The sequence below is a fragment of the Pedobacter antarcticus genome, from assembly GCF_900112985.1.
GTDB classification, from domain to species: Bacteria; Bacteroidota; Bacteroidia; order Sphingobacteriales; family Sphingobacteriaceae; genus Pedobacter; species Pedobacter antarcticus.
This window is the reverse complement of sequence record NZ_FONS01000001.1, coordinates 920757-936225: the sequence shown is the minus strand read 5'-3', so window position 1 is coordinate 936225 and position 15469 is coordinate 920757. Positions and strand designations below refer to the sequence as shown.

The 15469-nt window shown below is 41.0% G+C and carries 11 protein-coding genes; all 11 read left to right on the top strand.

What is annotated here, in order from left to right:
- The first annotated feature begins 16 nt into the window (after positions 1-16).
- The 11 genes from BM192_RS04115 to BM192_RS04065 all read left to right on the top strand — a co-directional run bounded on the left by BM192_RS04115 (position 17) and on the right by BM192_RS04065 (position 15469).
- Complete coding sequence (locus BM192_RS04115) at positions 17-430, top strand: hypothetical protein (protein WP_139218400.1); 414 nt, start codon at positions 17-19, stop codon at positions 428-430.
- 6 nt (positions 431-436) lie between these two features.
- Entirely contained in the window at positions 437-940 is a 504-nt protein-coding gene (locus BM192_RS04110; RefSeq protein ID WP_037438277.1) for a hypothetical protein, read from the top strand.
- A 39-nt stretch (positions 941-979) separates the two neighbouring features.
- Positions 980-1486: a hypothetical protein gene (locus tag BM192_RS04105; RefSeq protein ID WP_037438276.1), complete on the top strand. Its 507-nt coding sequence runs from the start codon at positions 980-982 to the stop codon at positions 1484-1486.
- Positions 1487-1723: 237 nt separating this feature from the next.
- The gene (locus BM192_RS04100; RefSeq protein WP_074963899.1) at positions 1724-6655 is read left to right on the top strand and encodes a tape measure protein; all 4932 of its coding nucleotides are present in this window, start codon (positions 1724-1726) and stop codon (positions 6653-6655) included.
- An 8-nt stretch (positions 6656-6663) separates the two neighbouring features.
- Positions 6664-7788, top strand: a complete 1125-nt coding sequence (locus BM192_RS04095; protein WP_139218399.1) for a hypothetical protein — start codon at positions 6664-6666, stop codon at positions 7786-7788.
- Complete coding sequence (locus tag BM192_RS04090; protein ID WP_037438272.1) at positions 7788-9461, top strand: phage tail protein; 1674 nt, start codon at positions 7788-7790, stop codon at positions 9459-9461. Before BM192_RS04095 ends, BM192_RS04090 begins: the two co-directional genes overlap by 1 nt.
- On the top strand, positions 9461-10588 hold the full coding sequence (locus tag BM192_RS04085) for a hypothetical protein (RefSeq protein ID WP_037438271.1): 1128 nt from the start codon (positions 9461-9463) through the stop codon (positions 10586-10588). The genes BM192_RS04090 and BM192_RS04085 overlap by 1 nt, the downstream gene beginning before the upstream one ends.
- Positions 10585-14112 (top strand): phage tail protein, encoded by a 3528-nt coding sequence (locus BM192_RS04080; protein ID WP_037438270.1) that lies wholly within the window; start codon positions 10585-10587, stop codon positions 14110-14112. Before BM192_RS04085 ends, BM192_RS04080 begins: the two co-directional genes overlap by 4 nt.
- A 5-nt stretch (positions 14113-14117) precedes the next feature.
- Entirely contained in the window at positions 14118-14402 is a 285-nt protein-coding gene (locus tag BM192_RS04075) for a hypothetical protein (RefSeq protein WP_037438269.1), read from the top strand.
- 133 nt (positions 14403-14535) lie between these two features.
- Positions 14536-15162: an N-acetylmuramidase domain-containing protein gene (locus BM192_RS04070; protein ID WP_037438268.1), complete on the top strand. Its 627-nt coding sequence runs from the start codon at positions 14536-14538 to the stop codon at positions 15160-15162.
- A gap of 1 nt (position 15163) precedes the next feature.
- Positions 15164-15469 carry a hypothetical protein gene (locus BM192_RS04065; protein WP_037438267.1) on the top strand — a complete coding sequence of 102 codons (306 nt, stop codon included), beginning with the start codon at positions 15164-15166 and terminating at the stop codon, positions 15467-15469.

Below are 15469 nucleotides of genomic sequence, written 5' to 3'. Positions count from 1 at the left end.
AATATCGGTTTTAAATATGCTCTTTGAGTACACTAAGAATAGTGTTTTGATGAGAAATGCTTTAAGACCTACAGGTAAGATTTGCAAACTGCAAAGACCTGGTAATTCTGAGTTGGAGGATATTGTAATAGATCCATTGGCAAATGTGAAGGACGATGTAGATGAAGGAGTTCTGGTAATCAACATTTATGTGCCAAATCTGGACTACAGCAAAATCCAAGGACATCCGATGCAATCTGACAAAAGTCAACCCAACACTAAGCGCCTGGGTGAACTCTCTGAGCTGGCAAATGAAGCATTTGAAGACGGTGAAGATATCTGGGATGAATCAGGAGAATGGTGCTTTAAACTACAACAAGACGGTGTATATGCTGACACCAATAATCAGCATTATTTGAATTTACGAATTGAGTTTTACTCTATTAATTAAATAATTATGGCAAAGAAATTTTATGCTTTAAAGGCCATTACTATGGGCGCACCGGCAGAAGACGGAGGTATGGGACTAGTGTTAACAGAACTCTTAGGAGCCACTGTTAAAGGTACAGCGACATTGACATCATCCACTCCCGAAACAACTGACGTAGAGATCGAGGAGTCCGATGAAATTTATGATGAGCTGGAAACAAAAGCGGCTGTCTGGACACTTGCAGCAAGTACCTATAATGTAACTGCTGCTACCATGAAAGAGTTCTTTGGCGGTACTGTTGTGGCTGGAGTTTGGTCCGCGCAAGTTGGCGGAGCAACTGTAAAGGTCGAAAGATCCGTTGTTGCAGAAACTCGAACAGGCATCAAAGTAAGTTTCGTTAAAATGAAACTTACTGGTACGGCAAACCTTGCTTTTGACAAAACAAAACTGGGCCAGATAGACTGGACCGCGAAGGTTTTAAAACCTGATAAAGCCAATACCCCTGCATTCTCAATTGATTTCGGTGTATAAAACTTATAGCCCCCTTCACTGGGGGCTTTAACTATCCAAATGGACAAAAAAGAAATATTAAGGCTTGTAGGTGAGTCTAATACAGATTTGCCGAAAGAGTTCATCGTAAATATCAGACCCTTTGGAATATTTCAGCGTCTGCTAATGAAAATTGGAGTGATGAAAAAACAACGTGTTTTGGAGATCAGTCCAATTTTAGTGCAGAACCGGTGGAGAGTATCCACAAAGGCAGTTGGTCTTCCCGAAGATCTTTTTGTGAATGGTACATTCCAGCTGAATAAAGCGTGGGCAACGATTAAAGATCATAACGAAGATTTCATTTACATAGTAGCTACATGTGTTCAGAATGATAAAAGAGAGCCTACAAAGGCCCTGAAAGACTTTATCAGATGGCTACCGGAAAACATATTCCTTGATATGCTTGATGTGTCGCTCAGTATGGCGGGAGTACCAAATTTTATGAACTCTATCATCTTAATAAACGGAAGCAATGTCCTGAATGTCAAGGAGCCGGATGCGAGTCCTGCGACGACACAGGTACAGTAAAAGGTGAGCCCAGCAATGACCCGGGGGATAATAGCCCGTGGAGAATGATCGGTTCATACCGAAAATATTTCAAATGCAGTCGTGAGGAGGTCATGAATATGAGTTGGATCAATTTCATAATGGATTTGGCTTCGATTCCTGATACAAGTAGCGCAACAACGAAGCAATCTGAACAGGAGAAACACATATCTCCAGAAGATGAGGCGGCAGAATTAAGAAAGGATTTAGGAATTTAAAATGGGTGTATCAGTTACTGGTGGAGGTTTACATTTTGATGCAACGATTGATGGTAGCCAATTTCAGGCTCAGATCAATCGTATGGAAAGCGATTTAAATCGAATTACAAATAAGGCTATCAACCAGGGCAATGAAATTGAGAACTGGGTTAAGAAAGCAACTTCTGCAGCTACAGCATTTTTCTCGCTGAACGCGGCTCAGGGATTTATTTCAACATTAATTGATGTAAGAAGTCAATTCCAGCAATTGGACATTGCCTTTACCACGATGCTCAAAAGCAAGGCAACTGCCAACGCTTTGATGAAGGAATTAGTAACCTTCGCAGCCGAAACTCCATTCGGTTTGAAAGATGCCGCCAGTGCAGCAAAGCAGCTATTAGCATATGGGTCAACTGCTAAAACAGTTGTCGGTGAATTACGTATGCTTGGGGATGTAGCCTCTGGTGTTTCGGTACCTATTGGTGATCTGGTTTATCTTTACGGAACTTTAAAAACACAAGGTCGTGCATACTTAATGGATATCCGACAGTTTGCTGGGCGCGGTATTCCTATATATGCTGAGCTTGCTAAAGTACTTAAGGTAAGTAAAGACGAAGTTTCAGCATTAGTTACAGCTGGAAAGGTTGGCTTCCCTGAGATCGAACAGGCATTCAAGAATATGACAGCTACTGGGAGTATGTTTGGCGGTTTAATGGAAGCACAATCTAAAACATGGACTGGCCAGATTGAGCGTTTTAAAGATGCCTGGGACGTCATGTTAAATGAGATAGGTAAATCTCAGGAAGGATTATTTGCTACCGGGATATCAGGTTTAACAGCCATGGTTGAGAATTACCAATCTATAATTGATATCATCACTGTTTCGGTGGCTGCATATGGAGTATACCGGACCGCACTTCTTGCAACTGCCGCTTTCGAAAGAGTCTCGACTGCTTCAAAATTCGGATTAGCATTAGCAGTTAATCAAGAAAGTGTTGCTAGAATCGCTAACGCTCAAGCCTTAGCTGTTGAACTGCGTGCAGAAGTTTCAAACCTAGCCATCAAAAAAGCATCAGCAACTCAGGCTGCACTTAATGCTGTACAATCACAAGCCAGTGCAGTAGCGTCCTTAAGGGAGGCTGAAGCTAAAATAGCAAATACAGCTACCAACAATGTAATCGCTGCACAAGAGAAAGCTAGTATTGCTAGAAAAGCAGCATTAGCTGCAACATCACAATTCTATACTGCTCAACAGCGCTTAGAAACGCTTTCTAAGACTGAAAGTAGTGCTGCAGAATTGAATCATTTGCGCGCTCAAGTTAGTAACCTGGCTGTGAAAAAAGCTGCTGCAATTCAAGCCGCTATAAATGCTGCTGCTAATGTTAAGGTAGTGGAATCTAAGGTTCTTGAAGTGTCAACTGAAAAAGTTTTGGCAGCACAAGAAAGGGTTGCAATCACAAGGAAAGCTGCTCTTTCAGCATCTTCAGAATTTTATGCAGCTCAGCAGAAATTAGAGGCAACAGCAAAGGTTGCGAATTCAGCAGCAACAGTTGAGCTTACTGCAGTTGAAAGCTTGAATGCAGCTGGTAAAAGAATACTTGCTAAAGCAACTGCTGCCTACAATACAGTATTAGCTGCATCTCCGGTCTTAGCGTTCACAGCTGTAATCACTGCATTAGGGCTTGTAATCTATTCTTTAACTCAAATTACCAATGCTGCTGAAGAATCGCAGAGATTGTTGACAGAATCCCATGAGGAGGGGGGCAAAACCGCTGATTCACAGAAAAGGAAGATTGATCTATTAATTGCTGTTTTAAAGGATGAAACTTCTACAGTTGAACAGAAGAAAGCGGCGTATGACAAACTACAGGATACAACCGAAGGTGTTTTAAAAGGGTATTCGCTGGAAGAGATTGCGATCGGAAAAGCTGTTTCATCTCTGGAAGATTATATAGTCAAAATAAGAGAAGCCGCTTCTGCAAGAAAAGCGTTTGCTGAATATAACGAGCTTGCTGACCAGATGGATGCCTTGGAAAGGCAAGGAATATCTTCAATTAGTACATGGACTAGGTTGGGGCGTTCAATTCAAAATACCTTTTCACCAACTTCGAAAGGGTTGTCTTTTGGTGAGTGGGCAAATGAAGTGTTTGACAGCAAAGCTGCGTCAGATAGGATAGTAGGACAAGAAAAAGGAGTGCTACAAGACGCTATGGATGCTTTGAAAAAAGAATTCGGGGGTAAGTTCAATGAAATTATAAGTGGGACTGATGAGACCTCTACATCTACAGTTAAGAAATCGAGAACGGTAGATGTTATTGACGCCGACATCAAAAAGCTTAAAGAAGAACAAACAGCTGTTTCGGAAACTTCAGCTCAATACAAAAAATTTCAGAACCAGATTAATGCATTAGAGGCAGAACGAACACGAATAACTGGCGCTTCAGCGAAAGCCTCCCGGGAGGAGGATAATTCGTTGAAGAGAAAAGCTGAAATGTTAAACAAAATATTTGAATTAAACGAGAGGTATATCGCGAACTCACTAACAGATGATGAGCAAAAGTTACAGTCGATCCGTAATGCTTACAAAGCACTCCAAAGGGATATCGATATCTATAATGCCAATCCAAAAAATAATAAAGTTAACCCAAACCTGAAACCAGCACTTGAGAAGGCTATTGAAAATCAGCAGTATGCAAACGACACTAAAATTCTTCAGGTTGAACTTGACAAGCAGAAAGACCTTTATCAGCAATACGAAGAAAATAAAGTCACCTTAGGTATTACTGCAGCTGAGAAAATAAGGCAGAAGAACGGTAACTATTTCAATGAAGAGCTGGCAGAAAACAAAGTAAACTACAGTACCTATTTAGAATACCTGGAGGCTCAACGAGCAAAGCTCTTAGACAAGGATCCAATGAATATGTCAGGTCCTGAATTGGAAAGGCTTTCAGATTACAATAAAAGAATAGATGAGCAGGTTAAGTTGCAAAAGGAAGCTTATGCGGTACTTCTTAATGACAATAGTACATATCAGCAATTAAAAGCATCAGCAACTGAACGGTACAATAAAAAGATTAGTGAATTAGCTGGGAATGAAAATGCCGGTCGTAGGGCAGTGTTAACCAAAGGATATCAAGATGAAGTCAATCATCTTTCTGAGGCAATGCTGCAAAAAACTGATATTTATAAAAAGGCCGCTCAGGAAGCTTTAATATTAACCAGGCAGGAAACGATTAAACAGATTGCCGCCTTAAATAATCTGATTGAATCAGGGTTGATACCCACTGATCAGGTAGCAAAGATCCAGGCAGAAATTAGTAAGCTTAAATTTAACCTTAATATCGGTGTAAATGAAGGTAATCTCAATTCACTTAAAGACGAATTTACAAGAGTAGCAGCCCAATTAAAAGTAAAAGATGAAAACGGCACTGAGATAATTCTTAGCGATGATGATTATAAATCTATCATCACAAGACTTGCTGAAATACAGACTAAAATTGATAATATAGTTAATCCTGGTACTGGAAAAGTTAAATCAGATTTTGCAAAAGGGCTTGAGGAAAGTTTTGATTACCTACAGAAGGGAAAAGGTGCCTCTGACGTTGCTAAGGGATTATCAAAAGATCTTAGTCAGCTGTCATCCGGATTCAATGAGCTTTCAGGAGCATTAGGTGGCAACGATACGCAAGCAGGTTATTTGCTGGATACTATAGGGCAATTAACTAAAGCCGGATCAGATGCTGCGGGCGCTTTCGCTTCCTTTGCCAGTGGAGACATTATCGGTGGTATTACCAAGACAATGAGTGCGGTTACCTCAATAATTTCTATAGGGAGAAAAGTAAAGGAAATGAATGCTGCAGCCCGTAAGGAAGTCGAGACTTTCTATGCAAATGCAATCGCCGGTGAACGAGAATATCAAGATCTTTTAAAGCAAAGAGAGCTTCAAACGATCAGGAATAATAAGATTGCGTTGCAGGGAATTCGCGATGAACTCAAGCTGAGGAAATCTCAAAATGATGAATATGCTAAAGAAGCCAACGAGATTATGGCTAAACTCAATACTAAGAGTTTTATTGCTTCTGAAAGTTATACGCATGGCACTTGGTTAAGGAAGGCGAAAGTCAATAAGACATATAGCAGCTTGAATGGAATGGGATTCGAGCAACTGAGTCAATTGCTTGCACAAGGTAAACTTGAAGGTGACGCGAAAGCGCTCGTTGAACGCTTAAAGGAATTGGAATCCAAGGGTTACGATGCGCAGCAGGCAATAACCGAACTTGCTAGAGAGACATCAGAGCTTTTTACAGGTACTACATCAAGCAATCTAACTAATACTTTATCTCAAATGTTTGCTGAAGGAAAAACATCTGCAGCAGATCTGGCAGATTTCTTCAAACAAAGTATGGATGATGCAGCATTAAGCATTTTCAAAAATAAGGTATTAGCAGGTGCTATGGAGTCATTCTACGCGGAGTTTGATAAGGCTGCACAAAGCGGTGATGAGTTGACCTCTGATGAAATTGCAACGCTTAATGGCTTATTTACATCACTGACTGGTGATGCACTTAAAAAGTTTGAAGAGTTCAAGAAAATTACAGGCTCTGACCTGATGGGTAAAAGCACGGATCAGCCTGCTTCTGGTGTCTCAGGTAAAATTGTTGGGGAAGCATTGACCGAAGGGACAGCTAATAGAATGCTGGGAATATCTATCGGACAGTATGACGAGATCAAACGCCAGGGTATAGAGGCAAGGGCATACTTCGAAATGGCTGTATCAAATTTTCAAGTTCAGGTAAGAATTGAACAGAATACCCTCAGAACTGCTGACAATACTGATCAATTAACCAGGTTAAAGAAAATCGAGGAAAACCTAGATCAGATAGCGAGTAATACAAAAATTGATAGCGGATCATCTCTCGATCAGCTCTTAAGAAACGGAGGGATCAAAGCTTAATGTACACTTTGAAAAATATAGTTCTTGCTGATATAGGTTATATTCCCGGCCGTCAAACGGATAGTAATATCGCACTATCAGGTTGTTTTGATATGCCACAAAGGTTAGGTAAAACTAGCCACTCATGGGCGGATGAGCCCGGAATTGAACCATATGTTTCGTTGTCAGATATTCAAAGCGGAGGTTTTTCCGGTAGGAATCTGAACCTTACTGGTTTTATAAAAGGGACCGACCGGGAAGATTGTGAAAACAAGTGTAAAGCTGTAATTGGAATTTTTGCCGATTTAACAGACCTAATCCCTTTGACAAGTAAATGGGGGCAGTTCATGGTTCTATTAAATGGGGTAATTCAATTTAAATATCTCAGTAATAATTACCTCACAGTAGACATTCCAATGCGGGAACCTGAACCTATTATGCCTTCTGAATTGACATTCACCGGAAACAATGATACGGGAATTGATGGAATTAGCTTTCAACAACTCGGCGGGGCGTTCCTTGGATTAGCCAATAGAAGGAATCGGCCAGATTCAAAAGCGAGTGATATTACTACGTATGGTAAAGATGGATATCAAATAACCCAGCGATACGCTCAGGAGATGACGCTCAGGATGGCAATCAAGCAACCAACATATGAATTGTTCAAAGAAAAAATAGATTTTTTGATGTCATTGTTTGCAGCTCCCGGTTTACGTAAAATCAAGATCCCAAACGATCTGTCTCGTGAGTTTTTTGTGAAGGATGGCTTCACCGTTAATAACCTTTACTCAAGGCCGGACTTTATGTTCGGGATTATTGAGTGTGTAATTGTTCAGGTTGAGGGCATAGTCAAAAAATACAACCAGACCATAACCTTTCCGGCAATCGTAAATAAGTTCGTTGATTCAGAGGATTTCTGGCCGCAAGTAAGTGTTTCCTCAGGTTTACCAATCACACTTACAAGTAGTAACGAATCAGTAGCAGAAGTGCTTAGTGGCAATAGAATTCATATTACTGGGATTGGCCAGTCAATAATAACGGCGACTCAGCCAGGTAACGAACAATTCAATGCGGCTACGCCGAAGATTCAAATCTTAAGGGTAACCGAAGCAAATAATCAATTCACATATACATTTCCATATCCTTTATCATAATGGCTTTAAACTTAGGACCAGACAAACAAACTGGACAGCAGCACACTGCCCAAGAATACAATGCTTTTAAAGCCGCAATATTAGGGCTTGATGAAAGTATGCAGCTCTTTATTTTAGAGCTTCTAAAAAAGGCGAGTCTGTTGAACGGTAAAATTCCTTTAACTGAGTTGCCCGACGTAGTAATTGTTGGCATGACGGGATCCGGAACAGCAGAAGATCCTTATATTATACCAGAACAAGGTTCGGGCGGGCAGGTTAGTGCAGAGGCCTACCTTAAAGCGCTGCCAGGTTATGTGGAAGGTGAGCAAAAGATTCTTTACTCAGCGCCATTTTCATGGGGGCCGATTCCGGCAGGTGATCAGGATGAACTTGCGAAGCCAACTCTTACAATGGGAACGCCAACTGTGAATGGTGTACCGATGAATTGGACACAGGTTGTTGATGCTACATCATATACCGTGCAACGTGCATTATCAGATGTCTTTGCTGATGCGGTGGTGATTTACTCCGGCAACGGTAAATCATTTGTAGATATTGGACTGAGCGCTAAAACAAAATATAATTACCGGGTACGTGCCACGGCAACCGGTTTTAAATCCAGTCAATGGGATTCTAAAACAATTACGACGCCGGAACAGGGTAATATTACTCCACCAGCTCCGACTTTGCCTGTAACCAATGATAGTGCAGATACATTTGATTTTACTTTTGCAACCGGATATGCTGCAGTAGCTGATTATGAATTCACTTTAGATGGAGGGTCGGCATATGTTCAATTGACGGCTAAACCTTTGGTAATTGGAGATGTAAGTAAACCGGTTGGTCAAGTTGGCGTAAGAGTTAAAGCTGCCACCGGAAGGGATTATTCTGCAACCTTGTTTAACACAGTGGCATTTTTACCAGTTCCTATTACACCTCCAGCACCCACAGCAGGTATCGTAAATAATGATAATGACACTTTTGATTTCACCTTTGCTCTAGGATATAATAATATAGGAGACTACGAGTACTCTTTAAACGGTGGTGCTACGATTCTGCCGTTGAGTGTGAAGCCAATCATAGTAGGTGATTTGGCATTAGCTGCCGGGCAAGTCCGCGTACGTGTTAAAGCAGCCATTGGCCGTAATGCATCAGCATGGTTGATGAATTTAACCGCATTTACAATAGCGCCTCCAGCGACAGTTCCACTGACTAAATGGGTATCAGTATTGAATGGTACGCTAACCGACAATAACATTTCGTTCACCAGTTCTCCAGGTTACGGACAAGGATTAAGTAAATATTACATTCCTGCAGGCAGTATTGGTTTTGTTCAATTCACTGCAGATGTAGCATTGAACGGAGCTATCGTATTGGATCCTGGAAATACGCAACCTAACAATCAAGCATTAATCCGTATGGATTACTCAAATGAGCGTTTTAAGGTATTCTTAGGACCTGATGATCAATTTGTAAATCCAAGACCCGCAGCGGGTCCCAACTTAAGGGGACGATTAAGATGTGATGGAGTTTCGCTGTATGCAGAATGCAGTACCGATGCTGGCTCAACTTGGGTTATTATGAAGCAAATGGAACAGCCTATAATGGATCTTTACGTAAAAGCATTCGTTGACGTAAATACAACCGCACCAGTTAAAAATATTAGAGGCATGAACTTAACTGAGACGGCATAATGACAGTCATTTTAAAAGGAAGAAACATCATCAATATACCTAGACCAATTGATCCAGGAAATCCCGGTGAACCTGGTGGATCGGTAGTGAAAATTACCGTAACATTTGCAGGTGCTCCTGGAATAGCAAATTCGACGATACCGACTTTCAAGTTTAATAAATCCAAAGGTATTGCACTGGAATTTGATGATGCTGCGATAAGTGCTGTTGATGCCTTCGAAAAACTTCAAAGTACCTTTTACAATGATGGTTGTGGTAATCAACGCAACTATGCAATGGGACTTGCGGTGAATGGCCGCAACCAGTTTAACGATGCTGAAATTGGGGACTATCCTGGTCAAAATGCATCTTATGTACAGCGGATGCCAATGATATTAAAGGGGCTGGATATCATGAACCACTCATACTATCATGAGCCTGAAGGTAACTTCAATTACGGTAGTGACCGGGACCGCAATATAAAAGAGCTGGACGATATGATTCTTGAAAAAGAAAAATATAAGATGAACTGCTTAGTGGTGCCCACATCCTGGGCAGGATTTCATACTGCAGCTGCCAATTACGGTTATATAGGTGGGTCTTCTGAAGGTGTGTTTGATACATTTCCACCAACCCCTGAATATAATCCAAAGGCCAAATTGGAAAATATTCCTAAAGCTCCTTATGTTGCAATCAAACGTGGTTTTACCGATAACTGGACAATGTCGGGCAGTCAATGGGAACTGATCAATGAGCTTTTTGCTGGGAATGAATTCAACTTCTTTGAGATTGGCACCCATGGGATAAATCAGGCCTCCCAGAAGACAAATTTTAATGCCTGGATTGATAGCGTCGTGACGAAAGCTGGTAATTCGGTGATGTTTGGTAGTCTTCGCGAATTCTTGGAATATACACATCTCAGAAACTATGTGAACAAAACTGATAAAATATCAGGAAACCAAATGGTGGTCACATTGGATTACACCAATGTGCCTAACCAGAATCTTTCATGGCATGATTTATCTCTGGTGATTAGCTCGTCCGCTGCTATATCCTCAGTAAAAATTGATCGATCAGATTTTGCCCTGGCATATAATCCTGCCACCAAGCTCATCAACATTACAAAACGAAAAACAGTGTGGCCATGAACAATGAATTAATAGTATATAGGGGAGAGGAGCTGTTAACTAAGATTGACATCGATCAAAATACTGTTTACTCTGAAAAGCTTCCCGGGACAGATCTTGTAGCTTGTCCGGTTTCAGCTCAACAAGCTCTGGACTTATTGGAGGGTGATTACATCCTGCATGAAGAGCAGGTCTATAAAATCAACAAGCTTCCCAAAATCAGTAAATCCAGTGAATCATTATCCAAAAAATATGAGTTCACGTTTGAAGCATTATTTTATGATTTACTGGACACTTTCGTCATGCGTGGGAATGTTGCAATATTCCCTTACCATGGAAGCGCGCGTGATCACCTGCAGCTGGTTATAGATAGTGCTAACCGGGGCGGATCTGGCTGGCAAATCGGCGAGGTAGATATTACCCCGGAAAAGCTACTGGAGTATGATTGGACTTATGTTCGCGCATCGCTTGATAATATTGCAGAAGCTTTTGGCCTGGAATGGAAAGTGACCGGTAAAACTATCCGCATGGTTAAAACCATTGGTAGAGATACCGGCCTACAGCTGGAGTATGGTAGAGGGAAAGGATTACACCAAATATCGAGAGCATCTGACGAATCTAAAAACGTTGTCAATAGGGTTTATGGAATAGGTGGCACTCGTAATATTGAAGCAACTTACCGTGGTGGAGTAGAAAAAAATCTCGTATTCGAGGAAAGGTTTGTGGAAACACCGGGAGTAACCGCCGGTACCGAACGATTAAAAGAGGGCAAATATGAGAACCTGGACATCTACCCTAAGTTTTTAGGAAGTGTAAAAGCAACCCGACTAATCCGAGCTGCGGATGGGAAAATAACAGGCGCAACGATAACAGATCCTGCGATTGATTTTGATCTAATGCTACAGTTGCAACCAGAAGTGAAAGCCAAAGTAGGCTTTCTCAGCGGACCGCTTACCGGTGTTGAATTTGAAGTTTCCGACTTTTCCTATGCCTTACGGACGGTTACTATCATTCCGAATACCGATACGAACGGCTATGTATTACCTAACGAATTGAACTTTCCGGAATTAGGCAATTCATTCACCTTCTATGATATCATTATGCCAGATTCATACAAATTGAAATGGGAAAATGAGCTGAAAGCTGAATCATTAGCTTATCTGAATGATAACAAAACACAGCGGTTGATCTATGGAGTGAAACCGGATCCGAAATTCTTACGAGATAATAATGTTCGCTTGCGATGTGGTGACCGTACAGAGATGTATGACGAAGAACTTCAAGTGGAAGAGATGCTGCGTTTTACCGAAATCAGCTATCCATTAGTTGATCCATTTGACCTAACTGCCATTATCGGTAATGATATCCGGTTTGACCGGGTGACCAAGCTATTTGCTGATGTGCTCCAAGCTCATCAGGATATACAGGTGATAGATCGAAAGAGTATTGAGCTGGCAAGACGCGCCACAGCAAACCTTCGAGTACTGGAATCCAGTATTTTCGATACTGATGGTAAGTTTGATATGGATTTACTTAATGTCGGTGTGTTGACTACTGCTTTAGGCATATACGGTGTCAGGTCGCAGAATTTCTTGCTCAGCGGGGTTTATATAACCGATAATTACCAGGGCAATCCAAATGCTATTAACATATCCGCAGGCGAATTGATCCATATGGAATTTTCGAATCCAGGAAACAGAACAATATGGCAGATGCAGGCATTAACGCAATCTGATTTATTGCCGGCCTCGCGATATTATGTTTATTCAAAATGTAGCAAGTCTTCGCAGGTAGGCTCATTCGTGTTGTCCACAGCGCAGATTCTGCCAGAAGACGTTTCCGGATTTTACATGTTTCTAACAGGCATAGTATATCCGGTTTTGAATGGGTTGAGAGATTCTGAGTTTTCCAATGGCATAACCAGTATTAACGGTAACCGGATCAAGACCGGTAAAATAGAAAGTCCCACCGGCGAGCTGGTTATCAATTTGCTGACATCAACGATCTTTGGGAAGATTAGCTTTAAAAATGGCTCTGTTACCAAAGACCTTGTAGATGTAGATAATCAGACTACTGCAAATAAAACGGCAATCACAGTCGAGGAATCCCGGGCGATAGCAGATGCTGTGACAAAATTAGCCGAAGCAAAGGCAGATGCCACATCAAAAGTTGAAGCAGCAAAAGTATCAGCAGCGGCCGATGCACTTTCAAAAGCTGCAGCTGCAGAACTAAGTGCTAAGAATTACGCGAATTCTCAGGATGTGAATCTGAAAGCATTAACTGATGCTTACGCCGATGGAAAAATTACTGCTGAAGAACAGGCTCGTATTGATCAGGCAGCGGCCAATTTGCAGGCGGCGCGGAATGAGATTGAAATTGCCAGGCTAGCCGGCGTCGACTACGCAAATGCGCAGATAGCAATTGCCAGGACACAAATTATAAGTTCTGCGTCCACTGACGCACAATCGAGAGCTAATCAGGCCCGTATAGATGCAATCAGCTCTTCCAATCTTTATGCAGCTTCTGAAGCTGCAGCTCAAAGATTAATAGCGGAAGCATATGCTGATGGCAAAGTAACTGCTGAGGAGCAGGCGCGCATTGACCAGGCATTGATAAATTTAAATGTAGCCAAAGCCGATGCAACTGCAAAAGCAAATGCGGCAGCTGCGTACGGTCAACAGGCTCAATTGGCATATAATAATTTAACAGCTTCATTGAGGTCGCTGGCATACCAAGATGTAGAGCAAATGGCCATCAATGGCACATCGGTTTTTAGTGGAGGCAAGTTGAATGTGGTCCTATTGGATGCTTTATACATTCGATCGAACATCATTGATGTAGGTTACATCCAAGGGATGAACCTTAATTTCACTCAGGGTAGAATAGGTGGATGGAATATTAGCTCTAGTAATCTCTTTGGCTCGAATGGTGGAACTTCGATAGAACTCAATGTCACTGCAGCAAATCCATTCATACAAATATTAGCTGGGCAGAGTAGTACCAGAATTGATTACCAAGGTATTCGTACGACTTACACGGTAACCGATGATGTATTAGTCAAAAGGGGCTTCTTTATAGATGCGGACCATGTATTTGTTAAATCAGGAACTGATTCAAATGGTGATAGTGCTTACAATGGCCGAGTCGGAGCTTATGGCTCAAATGGGTATGCATTTATCGAGCGAAAAGGTGTAAATGGAGAAAATACAGAGGTTAATGCTTATGCGGTTTATGCTGCCCACGGTACTGTATCGGACATGCGGTATAAAAAACAAGTGAATAAATCACCTTATGGCTTGAAAGAAGTCATGAAGCTTGATACAATACGATTTAAATATGATTTACCAGACGGGCATCCAAGAGGTAAAGACGATAGCTTACATATCGGATTAAGTGCACAGCAGGTAATGAATATAATTCCTGAAGCAGCTCATCAAATAGATGGGGTAGATATGCTGGCTGTCACGCTTTCAGACCTCGTGCCAGTACTGATCAATGCTATCCAGGAATTAAAACAACAAATAGATAATTTAAAAACAAACTAAATATTATGGCAACTTCAAAAAGAAAAAGCTTAAGTGTAAATCAGAAAGCAGTAGACGTTTTAACTGTAGGTGACTGGGATCTTAAATTCACATATGAGCATGATGGTACTTATTTAACAACAGAAATTATAGTTGACGGGATAAATAAACGGGGATCATTTAGGGCAGCAAAGAATCCCACAAATACAAACTTCAATTTTAACGGAATCGAACCAGACATGAACTTAATCAAAGTTGTTCATGATGAGTTAAACGACATTGTAAGAGGGTACTCTATTATCCAGGAATAAATGTAAAATCAGATCTGTGGAATTCGACTTTTGCAGATCTGATTACCTAATGTTTCACCAACTGTACATGGTGAAGTCAACTCGACTATACCCGTGAATGATGGGGGTAAATTTGTGATACACAAGTTGTATTATGAAGTTAACAAGAGTACAGATTGATAAGATTGCAGCAACAATAAAAGCCAATCCTGCAGCATTCAGATCCTTTTTAGAAGCAGAAAGCAATTCACAAGGTTTTAGTGAGATAACTGGAAAGATTATTATACAATTCGAACCTTCATATTTCAAAAAGACATACAAGGACTGGCAAAAGTCTGATAAGAATAGTGTCTGGTTAAATAATCCTGTCGGGAACCAAACTGTGGAGTGGAAAGCATTCAATGATGCGTATAAATTATCTCCCGCTGCTGCAATGAAATCTACTTCCATTGGCGCAGGTCAAGTGATGGGATATCATTATGCAAGGCTGGGATTCAAAACTGTAAACGAAATGTGGGATTTCGCCAAAGGCTGGGATGGTAAAACTTACAGTAACGACAGGGGAGAGTATAACCAGGTGGTATTAATTGCACTTTTCATCAAAACCGATCCAAGACTCCTTAAAATTATGCAGAAACCAGAATTGACATTATCTGATTTTGATCTAATAGCTAAGTATTATAATGGATTATATTATAAAGAGCTAGCAATCAAATTAGATCGTGAGCCATACGATAAAACCATGTTTAAGTATTATAACCATTTTAAAGCAGCAGCATAGCATGACTCTAAAAATACCCACTGCTGAGAAAATGAATAAGTACCCATGGGCGGTAACATCTGTATCATTGTTTTCTGTCTGTGTATTCCTTTTAATCTTACTACTCGACAAACCAGATTGCGAGGATGAGGTAAAGCGATTAAGGTTTGAAAATACTCAGTACCGGTCTGATAAAGACGCCCTGACAAACGCTCTTCTAATCAGTAGAGGTATCAACATTCAACAAGCAATCGAAAAAAAAGAAATGGATAGTACCATTAGGCAAAAGCTGGCGACCAAAGCCAATAAAGTAATCGGAGGTAAATAA

What these genes read in the sequence shown, in the direction of transcription:
- BM192_RS04115 (WP_139218400.1), top strand. Translation starts at nt 17, where the DNA reads ATGCTCTTTGAGTACACTAAGAATAGTGTTTTGATGAGAAATGCTTTA.
- BM192_RS04110 (WP_037438277.1), top strand. Translation starts at nt 437, where the DNA reads ATGGCAAAGAAATTTTATGCTTTAAAGGCCATTACTATGGGCGCACCG.
- BM192_RS04105 (WP_037438276.1), top strand. Translation starts at nt 980, where the DNA reads ATGGACAAAAAAGAAATATTAAGGCTTGTAGGTGAGTCTAATACAGAT.
- BM192_RS04100 (WP_074963899.1), top strand. Translation starts at nt 1,724, where the DNA reads ATGGGTGTATCAGTTACTGGTGGAGGTTTACATTTTGATGCAACGATT.
- BM192_RS04090 (WP_037438272.1), top strand. Translation starts at nt 7,788, where the DNA reads ATGGCTTTAAACTTAGGACCAGACAAACAAACTGGACAGCAGCACACT.
- BM192_RS04085 (WP_037438271.1), top strand. Translation starts at nt 9,461, where the DNA reads ATGACAGTCATTTTAAAAGGAAGAAACATCATCAATATACCTAGACCA.
- BM192_RS04080 (WP_037438270.1), top strand. Translation starts at nt 10,585, where the DNA reads ATGAACAATGAATTAATAGTATATAGGGGAGAGGAGCTGTTAACTAAG.
- BM192_RS04075 (WP_037438269.1), top strand. Translation starts at nt 14,118, where the DNA reads ATGGCAACTTCAAAAAGAAAAAGCTTAAGTGTAAATCAGAAAGCAGTA.
- BM192_RS04070 (WP_037438268.1), top strand. Translation starts at nt 14,536, where the DNA reads ATGAAGTTAACAAGAGTACAGATTGATAAGATTGCAGCAACAATAAAA.
- BM192_RS04065 (WP_037438267.1), top strand. Translation starts at nt 15,164, where the DNA reads ATGACTCTAAAAATACCCACTGCTGAGAAAATGAATAAGTACCCATGG.